Source organism: Thermus caliditerrae, from assembly GCF_021462525.1.
Classification (GTDB): domain Bacteria; phylum Deinococcota; class Deinococci; order Deinococcales; family Thermaceae; genus Thermus; species Thermus caliditerrae.
Window position 1 is genome coordinate 13062 of record NZ_JAKEDT010000001.1, and the last position, 15058, is coordinate 28119.

A 15058-nucleotide genomic window follows, 5' to 3' on the forward strand; every position below is an offset into this window, starting at 1 on the left:
CCTACCCCCTCAGGGCCCGCATGCGGGCGGTGTCCACGTGGCCCATCTCCCCCTTGATGCGGAAGATGAGAACCCCCGCCAGGAAGACGGCGGCGAAGGCGTCCAGGGCTACCCCCAGCTCCACGAAGAGGGGCAGGCCGTGGCTCTCGGAGAGGGCCAACAAGAAAACCCCATTCTCTAGGGCCAAAAAGCCCAACACCTGGCTGATGGCCTTCTTCCGGCTCACCATGGAGAGCATCCCCAGGAGGACCAGGGAGAGGGCCACCGGAACCCCTTGGGGCAGGGGGGCCTCCGGCAGGACAAAAACCGCTCCCACCCGAAAGGCCAAGGCTATGAGAAGGCCTGCCAGAAGGAGGGAGAAGGAAACGGAAAGGTACCCCTCTACCTCGTGGCTCACCTCGAGGCGGTCCAGGAGCCAGAAGAGGTACCAGGGAATGGCCACCCCCTTGAGGACGAAAAGGGCCAGCCCCGCCAGCACGAAGTGGAGCTCCCCCTTGGCCAGTCCAAAGGAAACCAGAGCCAAGAGCACGTTCTGCAAGGCGTAAAGGCGGATGACCGCATCCAGGCTCCTGCGGCTCACCATCAGGAAGCCCGTGGCCAACACCGCCAGCACCAGCGTGTTCACAACTTCCATATCGCCCCCAAAAGCGCCAGCACCCCAAAGAGGGTGTTGTAGGAAAGAAAGTCGGGAAGCCTCAGGTAGCGGAGCTTCACCCCAAAGGTTTCCAAGTAGCCCAAGGCCAGCGCCCAGGCCAAAACCACCCCCATGAAGACCAAGACCTTGGGACCGGGAAGCAGGAGGGCCATGAGGCCCGCGTAGAAGAGCATTTTCACCGAGGCGGCCAGCTCGTAAAGGGCCAGCAAGGGCCCCCCGTGGTCCAGGAGCTGGGCCTCGTGGACCATGGTGAGCTCCAAGTGGGTGGTGGGATCGTCCACGGGCATCCGCGCCCCTTCCGCCAGCAGGGCCACCGCCAAGGAGGCCAGCACCAGGAGGAGGACCAGGGCGTTCTCCGGCCCCAGCACCGGCAGGCCCGCTAGGCCTAAGCCCTCTCCCGCCAACGCCGCCGCTCCCAAGGCCATGAGGGTCCCCGGCTCCGCCAGGATGGTCACCAAGCCCTCCCGGTAGCTTCCCTGGGCCCCGAAGGCGCTCCCCGTGTCCAAGGCGGCCAGCATCTGGAAAAACCGCCCCAGGTTGAGGAGGTAAAGGGCCACCAGGAAGTCCCCGGCGAAGCTTAGGCCGGGAAGCAGGGGCAGGAAGAGGGCTGCGGCCAGGGCGCCCAAAAGGGCTAAGGTGGGCCCCAGGAGGAAGACCGGGGTGCTGAGGCCAGGCCTCACCCAGGCCTTGCTCAGAAGCTTAGCCAGGTTGCGGTACTCCAGAAGGGGGCTTGCCCCCTGTCGGTGGGTGAGCCGGGCCTTCAGCCACTTCACGCTCCCGCTGAAGAGGGGGGCCAGAAGGAGGAACAAAAGCGCCGTCATAGGAGCACCACCCCCATCACCACCACCAGGGTGAGGAGCTGCAGGAGAAGGTAAAAGTGCAGGCTTCCCGACTGCAGGGCCTGCACCAGGCGGGTGGCCCAGCCAAACCCCTCCCCCACCCCCTGGTAAACCCGCTCCAGGGGCTCGTCCAGCTCTGGCCTCTCCCCCACCTTTAGGCGCAGGAAGGGAAAGAGGCGCAAAGCGGGCTCGGAGAAGCCCAGGGCGTTTGGCTGCATCCTGGGGGTCAGGGGTTGGAAGCCGCAGTCCCAGGTGCCGTAGGAGCGGCTGGGCCTGGGGTCAAGCCAGCGGTAAAGCCCAAAGGCAAGCGCCAGGAGAACCCACAGGGCCCAGCTGGGGTAAAGCCCCTGGCCCAGGGGGCGCAGGAACTCCTGCGGGAAGAGGCTCAGGCCCACAAGGATAACCGCCAAGACCAGGAGGCCGAACCTCATGCCCGGGCCCAGGTGCAAGGCTACGTTTCCTCGGGGTGCGCCCAGAAAGGCCAGCCCGAAAAGCCGCACGTAGAAGTAAAGGGCCAGAGCCCCCACCAGGGCCAAAGCCCCCACGCCCAGGGGGAGGAGGCCCGGGGCAAAGAGGAACCCCTGGTAGAGGAGCCACTCTGCGGCAAAGACCGCTCCGGGAGGCAAGCCCGCCCCCACCGCCATACCCAGCAAGACGAGACCTCCCAAAAGGGGCATCCGGTGCCAAAGCCCCCCCAGGCGGGAGACCTGCCTTTCGGACAGGGCCCCCGAGCCGAGAAAGAGAAGCCCCTTGAAGAGGGCGTGCCCCACCTGGTGCAGGAAGAAAGCCCCCAGGAAGAGGACCTTCCCGGTGAGGAAGTACCCCCCCAGGGCGGCCAGCATGAGCCCCAGGTTCTCCACGCTGGAGTAGGCCAGGGCTCCCTTTAGGTCTTCCTCCGCCAGACCCCGTACCAAGGCGTACACCGCCCCAAAGAGCCCCAGGAGAACCAGGGCAAAGCCCACCCACACCGGAGGAGGACCGAACCAGGTTTGGGCTTGGAAGAGGCCGTAAAGGCCCAGCTTGGTCATGGCCCCAGAGAGCAAGGCGGAAACTGGGCTGATGGCCACGGGGTGGGCCCGGGGAAGCCAGAGGTGGAAGGGAAAAAGGGCGGCTTTGACGCCGAAGCCCACCAGGAGGCCCGCCCAGATCCAGTCAGGTCCCAGATGCCCCTGCCCCAGAAAAGCCAGGTACAGCCCGGCCCCGGAGAGGCGGCTGGCCAGGAAAAAGGCCCTGGCCCCTGCCTGGGCCTTGGGCCCCTCGAGGGCCACCAGGAGGTAACCCAGCAGGGCCATCCCCTCCCAGAAGAAGAGGAAGGGTAACCCAGGGGGCGCCTGGGCCACCCCCACCATGGCCAAGAGAAAGAGGGGCACCAAGAAGGCATAGACCGGGGCCTCCTTGGGGTGGTGGCCCAGGTACTCGGGTACGTAGGAGGCAAGGGCCATGGTGAGCAGGCCCAGTAGGTGCAGGAAGACCCCGGCGGCGCTCCCATCCCCATACCACATGCCCCCCCCTGCCTGCACCAAGGTGGCCCCACCCAGCCCCAGCAGGAGGGCGTAGCCCCCGCTCCCCCAAGCGCGCAGGCCCACGAGGGAGGCCCCCACCAGGGCCAAAGCGCTGACCATCACCCCCTCGCTCACGCTTCCTCCTTCAAAGCGGCCAGGCGGTCCCTCTCGGCCTCGAGGTGCCGCGCGAAGATACGGCGCCCCAAATCCAAAAAGGCGTAGACCTCGGGGTCCCGCGGGCGGTAGTAGACCATCTGCCCCTCTCGCCTAGCCTCCACCAGCCCCCTTTCCCTCAGCAGGGCCAGTTGGCGGGAAAGAGCGGACTGGGGCACCGAAAGCTCCCGCTGAAGGGAGGACACCGACCTCTCGCCTTCCCGAAGAGCGTCCAGGATGGCCAGGCGCAAGGGATGAGCCAGAGCCTTGAAGAACTCCGCCTTGTACCGGTGGAGGGCGCTAGGCATATAGCCTCCTATGGTTATATGCGCATAGCCACATATCTATAACCTTAGGTTCCCCTGTCCCCTTCGTCAAGGCAAGCGGTGGTATCATGGCCCTCTAGCGGTCCACCATGAGCGCATCGGCCTTCCTCCTGCGCACCCGCGCCCCTGGCCCCCAAGAGGTCATCCTCCCCTTGCCCCAGGATCTTCCTGGCCAAAGGGTCTGGGACCTCGCCCTCTCCAAGAAGCCCTTGGAGGCCTACGACCACCGGGGCAACCTCCTGGCCCGTTTCCAACTGGAGCCTGGCGAGGTGCTGGAAGCCCGCTTCCGCCTCGAGGCCTCCCCCCTCCGCTCCGCCCCCCCTTGGCGGGACCTCCTCCTGCGGGAACCCCCCGAGGCCTGGCCGGGGATCCTGGCCCACCGGGGGCACCGGGTGGAGCGGGCCCTGGGCTTCCTCCTCTCGGGAAGGCCCCACGCCTGGTTCCTGGTGGACGGCCTCCCCCTGGACCCCCTCCTCTTCCAGGAACTGGGGGAGAACCCCGCCCGCCTCCTCCCCCTGGGGGTGGCCCCCGACCCTACCCTCTACCTGGGAGGACACGAGGGGAAGAGGCTTCTCCTCCTCCGCGCCCCCTGGCCTGGGGAGGCGGAGGCCCTTTGGCAGGAGCTCCGCCCCCTGGGATGGGACCCCTTGCCCCTGGCCCGGGGTCTGGCCTTCGCGGCCCTGGGGCTTTCCGCCCTGGGCTTCCCCACCGGTCCTTGGCCCTACCTGCCCTATCTGGGACTTCTTGCCCTGCGCCAGGGAAGGCCCTTGAAAGAGCTTTTCCTGCGAAGCCCGCGCTTCGCTTTGGAAAGCCTCTTCTTCCACGCCTTCGCCCTCTCGGTAACCATGAACCCCAGGCCGGAGCTCGGCCTGGGGTACTTGGCCCTCTTCCTCTTGAACCGGCTCACGCCTTCTTCCGGAGCTCCTGGAGGATCTCCCGAAGAAGCTTGACCTCCTCCGGGGGCTCGGGCGGCGGGGGCGGGGCGGCCTCCGCCTCCTTCTTGAGGCGCTTTTGCACCTCCTGCATGGGCACCACCACCAGGAAGTAGATGGCCGCCGCCACCACCACGAAGTTCACCAGGGCGTTGATGAACTTGCCTATGGCCACGGGACCCAGCTTGAGGGCGGAAAAATCCGGGGCACCCCCCAGGGCGCCGATGAGGGGGGTGAGCACATCCCCCACCAGGGAGTTCACCACCTGGCCAAAGGCCCCGCCGATGATCACCGCCACCGCCAGGTCCACCACGTTGCCGCGCATCAAAAAGTCCTTAAACCCTTTCAGCATAATGCACCTCCCCAAACACCAAAGGCCCCATGCTCCGGGCTTTCCCATTATATGAAGCAACCCGGTGAAAACCCTGTTAAAATCGGGCCGTACCCCCGATGGGCCTTAAGGTGCTCAAAGCGTGGGGTTAAGGAGGTCAAGCATGGCCAAGGTGAAGCTGGAGCACGTGTGGAAGCGCTTCGGCAAGGTGGTGGCGGTCAAGGACTTCAACTTGGAAACCGAAGACGGGGAGTTCGTGGTCTTCGTGGGGCCTTCGGGCTGCGGCAAGACCACCACCCTGCGCATGATCGCTGGGCTTGAGGAGATCTCCGAGGGCAGGATCTTCATCGGCGACCGCTTGGTGAACGATGTCCCCCCCAAGGACCGGGACATCGCCATGGTCTTCCAGAACTACGCCCTCTACCCCCACATGAACGTTTACGAGAACATGGCCTTTGGCCTGCGCCTCCGGCGCTACCCCAAGGACGAGATCGACCGCCGGGTGAAGGAGGCCGCCCGCATCCTCAAAATCGAGCACCTTTTGAACCGGAAACCCAGGGAGCTTTCCGGCGGGCAGCGCCAGCGGGTGGCCATGGGCCGGGCCATCGTGCGGGAGCCCAAGGTCTTCCTCATGGACGAGCCCCTTTCCAACCTGGACGCCAAGCTCCGGGTGGAGATGCGCGCCGAAATCGCCAAGCTGCAAAGGCGCCTTGGAGTCACCACCATCTACGTGACCCACGACCAGGTGGAGGCCATGACCCTGGGCCACCGCATCGTGGTCATGAAGGACGGGGAGATCCAGCAGGTGGACACCCCCCTAAACCTCTACGACTTCCCCGCCAACCGCTTCGTGGCGGGGTTCATCGGCAGCCCCTCCATGAACTTCATCCGCGCCCGGGTGGAGGCCCAGGGGGACAAGCTTTACCTCACCGCCCCTGGCTTCCGGGTGCGGGCCAACCCGGTCTTGGCCCAGGCGGTTAGGCCCTACTCGGGCAAGGAGGTCTGGATGGGCATCCGCCCCGAGCACCTGGGCCTGAAGGGCTACACGGTGATCCCCGAGGAGGAGAACGTGATCCGGGGGGAGGTGGAGGTGGCCGAGCCCCTGGGGGCGGAAACCGAGATCCACGTGAGCGTGGACGGCACCGTTTTGGTGGCCAAGGTGGACGGCCACGCCCCGGTGAAGCCCGGGGACAAGGTGGAGCTTCTGGCAGACACCTCCCGCCTGCACGCCTTCGACGTGGACACGGACGCCACCATCGGCCACTCCCAGGAGAAGGCAGCGGTGGCCCGCTAAGCACCTGCTGCGGAACAAGCCGCGCGGGGGCCTTAGAAAGGGTTTGCCGATGAAATAACCTTCGTGCACGGGCATTTGGTCGCAAAGCGGAAGGGGCGGGAAGGAGGCTCCCCGCCCCTTATCATGGAGGGGTGAGCGGGTTTGCCAAGCCCTTTGTGATCGGCATCGCCGGGGGAACGGCCAGCGGCAAGACCACCTTGGCCCGGGCCTTGGCCCAGGCCTTGGGGGAGCGGGTGGCCCTCCTGCCCATGGACCACTACTACCGGGATCTCACCCACCTCCCCTTCCCCGAGCGGCTCAAGCTGAACTACGACCACCCGGAGGCCTTTGACCTCCCCCTCTACCTCGCGCACACCCGGGCCCTGCTCCTGGGGCAGGCCGTGGACATGCCCGTCTACGACTTCAAGGCCTACACCAGAAGCCCAAAGACCGAGCGAATCCTGCCCACCCCGGTGGTGATCCTCGAGGGCATCCTGGTCCTCTACCCCGAGGAGCTCCGGGCCCTCATGGACCTCAAGGTCTTCGTGGACGCCGACGCCGACGAGCGTTTCATCAGGCGACTTATGCGGGACGTGGAGGAGCGGGGGCGCAGCCTGGAGAGCGTGGTGCGGCAGTACCTGGAAGGGGTGAAGCCCATGCACCTGGCCTTTGTGGAGCCCAGCAAGCGGCATGCGGACGTGATCCTGCCCGGTGGAGGGCAGAACCCCGTGGCCCTGGAGATGCTGAAGGCCAAGGCCCTGGCCCGCCTGGCGCAGATGGGGGTGGCATGAAGCGCCTCTTAAACCTCCTGATCCTCCTGGCCCTGGCGCCTTCCCTCCTCGCCCTCCTGCCCCGTCTGGGGGCAGAACACCCCGGCCCCGTGGTGCTCCTCATGGACGCGGAAGCCCTGCGGGAAGAGGCCCGGGCCCAAGGGAAGGACCTCCTCGCTGTCCTGGAGGCCTACCGGCCTCTGGGCGTGGAAGGAATAGCCTTCCCCGAACGCTTCGTCAAAGACTGGGTGGCCCAGGGGGCGCTCCTTTACCGGACGGGCCGGGAACTTTTGGAGGCGGGCCTTCCCGCCAAGCCCGGCTGGTATTACCTGAAAGGGGAAGCCTGGCTTCTGGACCTCCTGGCCCAGGCCTACGACCTCCCCACGGAGCGGCTTGGCCCCTGGCTCGGCTTTCCCCTGGACGTCCAGGCCTTCCCCGCCTTCTACCCCTTGAGCGAGATCCAGGCCGCCAAGGAAGCTGGGTTTTTCGTGGCGGTCCGCCCCATCAACCAGCGTTACCGGCGCCTGGACCCCTCCTTACCCATTGTTCCCAAGGAGGCGGACGCCGTGGTCTTCGCCGGCCTCGAGGCCCTGGGCTACCCCTACCGCCTGGAGGAAGCCCGAGAGCTGATACCGGTGCCCGTGGCCCTCATCGAGGGCACTCCCCAGCCCGGGCTTGCCGCCTACCGGGAAAAGGGCATCCTGAGGCTGTTTAGCCTGCGGTACGAGTGGCAGCTCACCCTGACCCCCGAGGAGGCGGCGGACAAGTATGTGCTGGCCGCCCGGGAACGGGGCCACCAGCTCCTCTACCTCCGGCCCTACCCCTACCGCCAGGACACGGAGCGCCTTCTCCAGCGGATCCAGGAGGGCCTAAAGGCCAGTCACATTCCCCTGGGCCACCCCCAGCCGCGGGCGTTTACCCCAAGCCCCCTGCGCCTGGCCGCTTGGGTGGGGGTGCTCGCGGGCCTCGGCCTCCTGGCCCTGGGCCTGCCCGTCCACGGACCCCTGGTGGCCTTGCTGCTCCTCCTCCTCGCCCTGGGCTATGCGGGGGGCCAGGCGGGCGCCCTCCTGGCGGCGCTGGTCTTCCCGGTCCTGGGCTTCCTGGGCCCTAGGAACGGCCTTTGGATGTGGCTCCGCACCCTGGGCTACGCCCTGGCAGGGGCGGTCTTCCTCTCCGCCCTGGGCTCCACCCCCGCCACCCTCCTGGGCCTCCAGGCCTTCAAGGGGGTTTCCCTCACCCTGCTGGTACCCCCCCTCCTGGTGGCCTTCAGCTTCCTGGAGCGCCACTACAAGGAGGCCCTCACCCGCCTCTTCCTCCACCCCTTGCGCTTGGGAGAGGTGGCCCTCGCGGCCCTAGCCCTCCTCCTCCTGGCCCTGGCCCTCCTGCGCCGGGGAAACGACGCTCCGGTGGTGCCTGAGCTGGAACTGAAGCTCCGGAGCCTCCTGCAGGACGTGATGGTGCGCCCCCGCTTCAAGGAGGTCTTCGGCCACGCCCTTTTCCCCCTAGCCCTCCTTCTCCCCTGGCCCAAGTGGGTGCAAAACGGCCTTCTCTTCCTGGCCGCCTTAGGGGTGGCCTCCATCCTGAACACCTTCAGCCACTTCCACACCCCCCTGTTGATCTCCTTCTTCCGGGTGGCGAACGGAGCCCTTCTGGGGCTCCTTCTTGGGCTTCTCGGGGTTATCCTGGTAAGGAGGCTCAGGGCATGGTGGTTGGGGTAGCGGGCTACTACGGGTTCAAGAACGCGGGGGACGAGGCCATCCTCGAGGCCATTGCCCGGGAGCTCAAGGCCCGGGGCCACCAGGTGCTGGCCCTCTCGGGTGACCCCAAGCGGACGGCGGAAGCGCACGGCATCCGGGCCGCCCACCGCCTGAACCCCTTGGCCCTGCTTCAAGCTGACCTCTGGCTTCTGGGGGGTGGCGGCCTCCTGCAGGACGCCACCAGCTCCCTTAGCCTCCTCTACTACCTCTCCGTCCTTCGGGCCGCCCGCTTTTTCCGCAAGCGGGTGGTGGTCTTCAACCAGTCCTTGGGACCCCTCTCCCCATGGGGAGAAAGGCAGGTGCAGCGGGCCCTCCGGGGCATACCCCTCATCCTGCGGGATCAGGACTCCCTAGACTACGCCAAGCGCCTGGGCCTTCCCGCCACCCTAGGCGCCGACCCCGCCCTCCTCCTCACCCCCCCGCCGGTGAAGCGGGAGGAGGACCTGGTCCTGGTCATCCCCAGGGCGGGGGTGGAGCCCGAGGCCATCAAGAACCTCTACATCACCGCCAACCACCTCTTCCACGAGGGCAAGCAGGTGCTGGTCCTCCTGCTCCAGCCCGGCTACGACGACGCCATCGCCAAGGAGTTTTACCTGCACCGCATCGAGGCCACCTCGGACCCGAGGCGGGTCCTCTACCTGGCCGCCCAGGCGGGGTACGTGATCTCCATGCGCCTGCACGGCCTCATCCTGGCCGCGGCCGCCGGCACCCCCTTCGCCGCCCTCTCCTACGACCCCAAAGTGGCCGCCTTCGCCAAGGAGACCGGGGCCTACTACCAGGAGCTCCCCGGGGACCCCATCAAGCTTTCCAAGGCCGCCATGTACGGCCGCTACCCCGACTGGGATAAGGTGGCCCTCTTGAAGGAAAGGGCCCGCCGGAGCTTCGACCTGGCCCTGGGGGAGGGGGAACCCGTCAGGCGCTCCCGCGAACGCGGCTGAGGCGTTCCTTCAACCCCTGGGCGAAGGCCTGGAGGTCCGCAAGGGCCTCCTCCACCTCCTGCCGGAGGAGGAACTCCCCGGGGGCAAGGCGCTTCAACACCAGGAAGGGCGGCTGGGCAAGGAGCTCCACCCCCTGGCGGACCACCTCGGGGATGAGGCCCTCCTCCAGGGCCTCGGCCTCGAGGTCCGAGAGCAAGAAGACCTCACCCAAGCGCTTTTTCGCCAAAAGGAGGAGGAGCGCGGCGAACGCCCCCCTTTCGGAAAGCTCCGCCACCAGCCGGTCCTCCAGGGCCTCCACCGCCTCCAGGTCCACCCGCCCGGCGCGGAGCAGGTCTTCTAGGTCCAGAGGCGAGAGGGGAAAGCGCGCCTTCAGGCGCACCAAGCGGTTCACCGCCTCCGGGGAGAGGTAGCCCACCCCTACGGGCACCGCCTCTTTCTGGGACTCGGGGGCCAGCACCACCCCATACGCCCCCTGCTGGCGGTAGGGCTTGAGCAACGCGGGCTCCCCCTCCCCCAGGCGCAGCACCGCCAGAACCACCTGCCGCCGGCCCAAGGCCGCCTTGTACACCCAAGGCAATCCCACATCCCTGGTCCCGGAAGGGCCCAAGTCCAAAAAGAACCCAAGGCGGCGGAGGTCCTCGGTGATCCCCGGGGGCTCGAGGGCCTTGGGCTCGTGGGGGAAGAGCACCTCCTTGGGGTAAGGAGTAACCCGCACCCGGCGCTTTTCCTGCCGGGGCTCCTCCTTCCCCGTCTCCTTCGGCTCGGCGCGGCCCACCTCCCGCGCCTCCCCCTGGGAAGCCGTGCCTTTGGCGAAGCTCCGGGGAGCGGCCTTAAGCTCTACCTCCTCCCCCCGGAAGGTCAGGAGTATAGTCTCGTTCACGGAAAGGCGGCGCTTCTGGTAGTAGTGCAGAAGCCCCCGCACCACCCCGCCCTTCCAGTCCACCTCCACCTCGTACGCCTCCCCGTCCTCGTCCACAAAACGCGCCCGCTCCCGGCCCAAAAGGCGCTCCCGCAGGGAGCGGGTGAGGGTCATGGTCCCATTCTGAATACAGGTGCTGGTCAGAACATAGCGCGCGGTCATATCACCTCCCAAGTTCCCACAAGGGACGGGGCCTACCTGAAGTGAGCATATAATACACCTCGTAGGCCACGGCAAGGGTCCGCTCCACGTCGCCAAGCGCCCGGTGCTCCGCCCGGGGCGGGAGGAGAAGCGCTTCGGAAAGGGCGTCCAGGCCGTAGCGCCTTAGGCCCTGCATGGCCTTCTTGGCCAGGCGCAGGGTATCCACCACCGGGTTCTCCAGGCGGTGGCCCAGGCCCTCGAGGGCCGGGCGGAGGAAGGCGAGGTCAAAGGGGGCGTTTTGGATGACCAGGGTAGCCCCCTCCAGGAGGGGCCAGGCTTCCTCCAGCACCGCCTCCCAAGGCGGGGCCCCTTCCAACTCCCACGTCCGGATCCCCGTGAGCCTCTGGATGAAGGGGCTAGGAGGCCGCAAGGGACGCACCAGGCTTTGGAAGGCCCGGCGCTCCCCTCCCTCCAGCCGCACAAGGGCCAGCTCGATGACCTCGTTAAGCCCTGGGGCCAGGCCGGTGGTCTCTAGGTCCAGCACCACCACCGCCTCCCCTTCCGGGGGAAAGGGGTAGTGCCACTCCCAAAGGCCCACCTCCCCTTCGGGAACAAAACGCCCGTCCAGGAGGGGCCTGAGGATGGGCTCCACCGGACCCCTAAGCCCCAAGGTTTCCCCCAAGGCGGGCAGGGGCAGGGGCCGCCCCTCAGCCCTCAGCCTTTGGGCCATGCGGGTGGCCATCCGGTAGCGCAGGACCGCTTCCACTAGAGGGCCTCGCCCATGGGGGTCTTCACGAACGCCCGTTCCGTGGCCTCCTCAAAGGCCAAGGCCGCCCGCAAGAGCGCCTCGTCCCGTCCCCAGGGGGCCAGGAGCTGGAGGCCCAGAGGAAGCCCCTCCTCAAAGCCCGCGGGGAAAGAAAGGGCCGGGAGGCCGGTGAGGTTAGCCCCCACGGTGTAGAGGTCCTCGCGGTACATGGCCAAGGGGTCGGGCCTTCCCCCCAGGGGGAAGGGGGGGTGGGGCGCGGTGGGAAGGAGGAGGAGGTCCACCTCGGCAAAAAGCGCTTTGGCCTCGGCCCTTAGCCGCTGGCGGAAGGCCTGGGCCCGGCCGTAGTAGGCCTCGTAGTAGCCGCTGGAGAGGACGAAGGTGCCCACCAGGATGCGGCGCTTCACCTCGAGGCCAAACCGGGCCCGCGTCTCCTCCACCACCCGCCAAAGCTCCTCCCCCTCCGCCCGGAACCCGTAAAGGGTGCCGTCGTAGCGGGCCAGGTTGGAGCTGGCCTCCGCAGGGGCCAGGATGTAGTAGGCGTTTAGGGCCAGGGGCAAGGAAGGCCAGGACACCTCCTTGACGGAGAACCCCAGCCCCTGGAAGACGGAAAGCGCCTCCTCCAGCGCCCTCTCCACCCCCGGGCTGTTGCCCGCAAGCCCTTCCCGCACCACCCCCAGGCGCAAGGGGGGCAAGGGCGCCTCCAAGGCTTCCTGGAACCGGGGCGGAAGGTCCAGGCTGGTGGCGTCCAGGGGATCCGCCCCGGCCACGGCGTCCATGAGGAGGGCCAGGTCGCGCACCGAGCGGGCCAGGGGGCCGATCTGGTCCAGGCTGGAGGCGTAGGCGATGAGGCCAAAGCGGCTCACCCGGCCGTAGGTGGGCTTCAAGCCGTAGACCCCGCAGAAGCTCGCGGGCTGGCGCACGCTGCCCCCCGTGTCCGAGCCCAGGGCCAGGGGGGCCAGGTCCGCGGCCACCGCCGCCGCACTCCCCCCGCTGCTGCCTCCCGGTACCCGGGAGGGGTCAAAGGGGTTCTTGGTGGGGAAAAAGGCCGAGTGCTCCGTGGAGGAGCCCATGGCGAACTCGTCCAGGTTGGTCTTGCCCAGGACCAAAGCCCCCAGGGCCTTCAGCCGGGCCACCGCCGTGGCCTCGTAAGGGGGCACGAAGTTCTCCAAGAGGCGGCTACCCGCAGTGGTGGCCAGCCCCTTGGTGACGATGTTGTCCTTGACCGCCACCACCAGGCCCGCCAGGGGCAAGGAGGGGTCCACCCTTTGGGCTTCCTCCAGGAGGGCTTCGTTCAAGCGGAGAAAGGCCCCCAGACCTGGGTCCAAGGCGCGGACCCGTTCCAGGTACGCCTGCGCCACCTCCAAGGGGGAAACCTCCCCCCGCGCCACCTTGGCGCGGATCTCGTGGGCCAACATGCCCCCACTATAGCCCGAAGTGCAGGTTCAGCCAGTCCCGGAAACCCGAGTATGCTTCTGCCCCACCCCGGGGCAGGTAGGTCACGTCCCCAGGCTCACGGCGGAACCAGGTGTACTGCCTCTTGGCGTAGGCCTTCACCGCCCGGATGTCCCGCTTGAGGGCTTCCTCCAGGCTGTATTCCCCCCGAAGGTAGCCCACCACCTCCTTGTAGCCGATGGCCTGAAGGGCGGTGGGCAGGGTGGGGTAGCGCTCCAGAAGGGCCCGCACCTCCTCCACCAGCCCCCCGGCGAACTGACGCTTGGCCCGTTCCTCCAGCTTGGGCCAAAGCCAGTCCCGCTCGGGCCAGAGGACCAGCTTCCGGTAGCGAAAGCGGGGTAGACGCCGAGAAAAACGGGCGGGGGGTATCCCCGTGCGCCTCAGGACCTCCATGGCCCGCACCAACCGCCTAGGGTTCCGGCCCACCCGGAGGGCGTCTTCAGGGCTCTGCTGGGCCAACTCGGCCAAGAGGGCCTCGAGGCCCTTGACCCCAAGCTCCTGCCAGAGTTGCGCCTGCACCTCGGGCTCAGGGGGAGGCAACTCGTGTAGCCCCTGGGAAAGGACCCGGATGTAGTAGCCTGTCCCCCCCACCACCAAGGGCACCTTTCCGCGAGCCAGAATATCGGCCACCGCCGCCTCCGCCAGGTCCAGAAAGCGGGCCACGCTCATGGCCTCGGAAGGCTCCAGCACGTCCACCAGGTGGTGGGGCACCCGCGCCCGCTCTTCTGGGGTGGGCTTGTCGGTGCCCACGTCCATCCCCCGGTAGACCATGGTGGCGTCCGCGGACACCACCTCCACCGGAAGCTCCTCGGCCAACCGGAGGGCCAAAAGGGTCTTCCCGCTTCCCGTGGGCCCTGCCAGAACGGGCACCGCCTCCACGTCCCTTATGCTAAGGGCATGCTGGACCGCCCCGACCACCTGGAAACCCTGCGCAAGCTCAAAGAGCTGCAAGAGCGCATCGCCGAGCTGGCCTACCAGCTCACCGGTGCCCTCCCCGAGGGCCAACCCCTGGAGCCTGCCGCCTGGGTGCCCCGGGTGGACCTCCTGGAAGACGAGGAGCACTACGTGCTCCTGGTGGACCTGCCCGGGGTGCGCCCGGAGGACCTGGAGCTCCTCGAGGAGGGAAGCCGGGTCACCCTAGCCGGGGTGCGCCACCCCCTTCCCGGCACCTACCTCCTGGAAGAACGCCCCATGGGCACCTTCCGCCGCACCCTGGAACTCCCCGGGCCCATCGAGGAGGGCACCGCCCAGGCCAGCCTGCGCCAGGGGGTCTTGGAAATCCGCTTCCGCAAACGCGAGGGGGCCAGGCTGCCCCTGGCTCAGTAGCGCACCTGGTGGCAGGCCCGGCAGCGGGGCTCGTACCGCTCCTGGGCCCCTACCAAGATCACGGGGTCGGAATACCGGGCGGGAAGGCCGTCCACCAAGCGCTGGGTGCGGGTGGCGGGAGCCCCGCAGCGCACGCAGATGGCGGTGAGCTTCTCCACGAACTCCGCCCGGGCCAGGAGTTCCGGCATGATGCCGAAAGGCTCCCCCCGGAAATCCAGGTCCAACCCCGCCAGGATGACCCGCACCCCCTGCCCAGCCAGCCCCTCGGCCAGGGCCACCAGACCCTGGTCCAGGAACTGGGCCTCGTCCACCGCCACCACCTGGGGTAGGGGCGTGAGGTAGGGCTCCATCTCCAGGGCGCTCTCCACGGGAATGGCCTCCACCCGCTCCCCATCGTGGCTCACCACGTGGGCCTCGTGGTAGCGGTTGTCCAGCCTGGGCTTGAATACGGCCACGCTCTGCTTGGCGATGAGGGCCCGCTTCACCCGGCGGATCAGCTCCTCGCTCTTTCCGGAAAACATGGGCCCCACGATGACTTCAATCCATCCTTGCCGGTGAAGGGTGGGCGGCATCGCTCCTCCGGGGGCATTCTACGGAAGCCTCCGGCAAAAGCAAAGCCCGGGGGGACCCAGCCCCCCGGACGCCGACGCCGCCCTAACGGCCCTTGCGGTACGAGTCGCCGAAGCGGCGCTGGAAGCGCTCCACGCGGCCCTCGGTATCCACGAAGCGCTGCTGGCCCGTGTAGAAGGGGTGGCACTTGCTGCACACCTCCACGTGGATCTCCGGCTTGGTGGAGTAAGTGTGGATGACGTTGCCGCAACCGCAGATGATGCGGGCGGGCACCAGCTTGGGGTGAATGCCTTCTTTCACGCTCGCCTCCTCCCGCACGGTCTTGGCCGTGCAGAAACCACTACCCAGTTTAGCCGCCCGCCGCGGTTCCCGCAAGCCCAGGCGAGCCTCGGCCAAAGATGAGGCCAC

General features: G+C 67.7%; 17 protein-coding genes. 6 read left to right on the plus strand and 11 right to left on the minus strand.

The window, feature by feature from the left end; all coding sequences use genetic code 11:
• Position 1 precedes the first annotated feature (1 nt).
• The 4 genes from L1088_RS00070 to L1088_RS00085 are packed head-to-tail and all read right to left on the minus strand — an operon-like array spanning position 2 to position 3457.
• Positions 2–634: a hypothetical protein gene (locus L1088_RS00070; protein ID WP_234553184.1), complete on the minus strand. Its 633-nt coding sequence runs from the start codon at positions 632–634 to the stop codon at positions 2–4.
• The gene (locus tag L1088_RS00075) at positions 622–1476 is read right to left on the minus strand and encodes a respiratory chain complex I subunit 1 family protein (protein ID WP_234553185.1); all 855 of its coding nucleotides are present in this window, start codon (positions 1474–1476) and stop codon (positions 622–624) included. Before L1088_RS00075 ends, L1088_RS00070 begins: the two co-directional genes overlap by 13 nt.
• Positions 1473–3131, minus strand: a complete 1659-nt coding sequence (locus L1088_RS00080; protein WP_234553186.1) for a proton-conducting transporter transmembrane domain-containing protein — start codon at positions 3129–3131, stop codon at positions 1473–1475. Before L1088_RS00080 ends, L1088_RS00075 begins: the two co-directional genes overlap by 4 nt.
• Positions 3128–3457, minus strand: coding sequence for an ArsR/SmtB family transcription factor (locus L1088_RS00085; RefSeq protein WP_234553187.1), 330 nt, complete (start codon positions 3455–3457; stop codon positions 3128–3130). Before L1088_RS00085 ends, L1088_RS00080 begins: the two co-directional genes overlap by 4 nt.
• 107 nt (positions 3458–3564) lie before the next feature.
• Here L1088_RS00085 and L1088_RS00090 point away from each other — a divergent pair, with 107 nt between their 5' ends.
• Positions 3565–4425: a hypothetical protein gene (locus tag L1088_RS00090; RefSeq protein ID WP_234553188.1), complete on the plus strand. Its 861-nt coding sequence runs from the start codon at positions 3565–3567 to the stop codon at positions 4423–4425.
• On the opposite strand, the gene mscL is transcribed toward L1088_RS00090, so the two are convergent.
• The gene (mscL, locus tag L1088_RS00095) at positions 4379–4759 is read right to left on the minus strand and encodes a large conductance mechanosensitive channel protein MscL (protein ID WP_038042274.1); all 381 of its coding nucleotides are present in this window, start codon (positions 4757–4759) and stop codon (positions 4379–4381) included. The two genes, L1088_RS00090 and mscL, sit on opposite strands and share 47 nt — an antisense overlap.
• 142 nt (positions 4760–4901) lie before the next feature.
• Between mscL and L1088_RS00100 the strand changes: the two genes are divergently transcribed.
• The 4 genes from L1088_RS00100 (at position 4902) to csaB (ending at position 9476) form a co-directional block, all read left to right on the plus strand.
• A complete protein-coding gene (locus tag L1088_RS00100) occupies positions 4902–6032 on the plus strand; it encodes an ABC transporter ATP-binding protein (RefSeq protein ID WP_234553189.1) in 1131 nt (376 codons plus the stop codon).
• A 131-nt stretch (positions 6033–6163) separates the two neighbouring features.
• A complete protein-coding gene (udk, locus tag L1088_RS00105) occupies positions 6164–6802 on the plus strand; it encodes a uridine kinase (RefSeq protein WP_234553190.1) in 639 nt (212 codons plus the stop codon).
• Positions 6799–8499, plus strand: coding sequence for a DUF5693 family protein (locus L1088_RS00110; protein ID WP_234553191.1), 1701 nt, complete (start codon positions 6799–6801; stop codon positions 8497–8499). Before udk ends, L1088_RS00110 begins: the two co-directional genes overlap by 4 nt.
• On the plus strand, positions 8484–9476 hold the full coding sequence (gene csaB / locus L1088_RS00115) for a polysaccharide pyruvyl transferase CsaB (RefSeq protein ID WP_234553192.1): 993 nt from the start codon (positions 8484–8486) through the stop codon (positions 9474–9476). The genes L1088_RS00110 and csaB overlap by 16 nt, the downstream gene beginning before the upstream one ends.
• On the opposite strand, the gene L1088_RS00120 is transcribed toward csaB, so the two are convergent.
• The 4 genes from L1088_RS00120 to miaA are packed head-to-tail and all read right to left on the minus strand — an operon-like array spanning position 9451 to position 13633.
• Entirely contained in the window at positions 9451–10557 is a 1107-nt protein-coding gene (locus tag L1088_RS00120; protein WP_234553193.1) for a hypothetical protein, read from the minus strand. The genes csaB and L1088_RS00120 overlap by 26 nt on opposite strands.
• A 1-nt stretch (position 10558) precedes the next feature.
• Positions 10559–11302, minus strand: coding sequence for a 3'-5' exonuclease (locus L1088_RS00125; RefSeq protein ID WP_234553194.1), 744 nt, complete (start codon positions 11300–11302; stop codon positions 10559–10561).
• Entirely contained in the window at positions 11302–12717 is a 1416-nt protein-coding gene (gene gatA / locus L1088_RS00130; protein WP_038046786.1) for an Asp-tRNA(Asn)/Glu-tRNA(Gln) amidotransferase subunit GatA, read from the minus strand. Before gatA ends, L1088_RS00125 begins: the two co-directional genes overlap by 1 nt.
• A 7-nt stretch (positions 12718–12724) precedes the next feature.
• Positions 12725–13633, minus strand: a complete 909-nt coding sequence (gene miaA / locus L1088_RS00135; RefSeq protein ID WP_234553195.1) for a tRNA (adenosine(37)-N6)-dimethylallyltransferase MiaA — start codon at positions 13631–13633, stop codon at positions 12725–12727.
• Positions 13634–13651: 18 nt separating this feature from the next.
• Here miaA and L1088_RS00140 point away from each other — a divergent pair, with 18 nt between their 5' ends.
• The gene (locus L1088_RS00140) at positions 13652–14080 is read left to right on the plus strand and encodes an Hsp20/alpha crystallin family protein (RefSeq protein ID WP_234553196.1); all 429 of its coding nucleotides are present in this window, start codon (positions 13652–13654) and stop codon (positions 14078–14080) included.
• Here L1088_RS00140 and L1088_RS00145 read toward each other — a convergent pair.
• Both L1088_RS00145 and rpmE read right to left on the minus strand, forming a co-directional pair.
• Positions 14074–14652, minus strand: a complete 579-nt coding sequence (locus L1088_RS00145) for a thymidine kinase (RefSeq protein ID WP_234553197.1) — start codon at positions 14650–14652, stop codon at positions 14074–14076. The two genes, L1088_RS00140 and L1088_RS00145, sit on opposite strands and share 7 nt — an antisense overlap.
• 82 nt (positions 14653–14734) lie before the next feature.
• A complete protein-coding gene (rpmE, locus tag L1088_RS00150; protein ID WP_026234242.1) occupies positions 14735–14950 on the minus strand; it encodes a 50S ribosomal protein L31 in 216 nt (71 codons plus the stop codon).
• Between the last annotated feature and the right edge of the window lie 108 nt (positions 14951–15058).

Excerpts from the sequence above, each read along its gene's own strand:
- L1088_RS00070 (WP_234553184.1), bottom strand. The coding sequence starts at position 634 with ATGGAAGTTGTGAACACGCTGGTGCTGGCGGTGTTGGCCACGGGCTTC.
- L1088_RS00075 (WP_234553185.1), bottom strand. The coding sequence starts at position 1,476 with ATGACGGCGCTTTTGTTCCTCCTTCTGGCCCCCCTCTTCAGCGGGAGC.
- L1088_RS00085 (WP_234553187.1), bottom strand. The coding sequence starts at position 3,457 with ATGCCTAGCGCCCTCCACCGGTACAAGGCGGAGTTCTTCAAGGCTCTG.
- L1088_RS00090 (WP_234553188.1), top strand. The coding sequence starts at position 3,565 with ATGAGCGCATCGGCCTTCCTCCTGCGCACCCGCGCCCCTGGCCCCCAA.
- mscL (WP_038042274.1), bottom strand. The coding sequence starts at position 4,759 with ATGCTGAAAGGGTTTAAGGACTTTTTGATGCGCGGCAACGTGGTGGAC.
- L1088_RS00100 (WP_234553189.1), top strand. The coding sequence starts at position 4,902 with ATGGCCAAGGTGAAGCTGGAGCACGTGTGGAAGCGCTTCGGCAAGGTG.
- L1088_RS00110 (WP_234553191.1), top strand. The coding sequence starts at position 6,799 with ATGAAGCGCCTCTTAAACCTCCTGATCCTCCTGGCCCTGGCGCCTTCC.
- csaB (WP_234553192.1), top strand. The coding sequence starts at position 8,484 with ATGGTGGTTGGGGTAGCGGGCTACTACGGGTTCAAGAACGCGGGGGAC.
- L1088_RS00120 (WP_234553193.1), bottom strand. The coding sequence starts at position 10,557 with ATGACCGCGCGCTATGTTCTGACCAGCACCTGTATTCAGAATGGGACC.
- gatA (WP_038046786.1), bottom strand. The coding sequence starts at position 12,717 with ATGTTGGCCCACGAGATCCGCGCCAAGGTGGCGCGGGGGGAGGTTTCC.
- L1088_RS00140 (WP_234553196.1), top strand. The coding sequence starts at position 13,652 with ATGCTGGACCGCCCCGACCACCTGGAAACCCTGCGCAAGCTCAAAGAG.
- L1088_RS00145 (WP_234553197.1), bottom strand. The coding sequence starts at position 14,652 with ATGCCGCCCACCCTTCACCGGCAAGGATGGATTGAAGTCATCGTGGGG.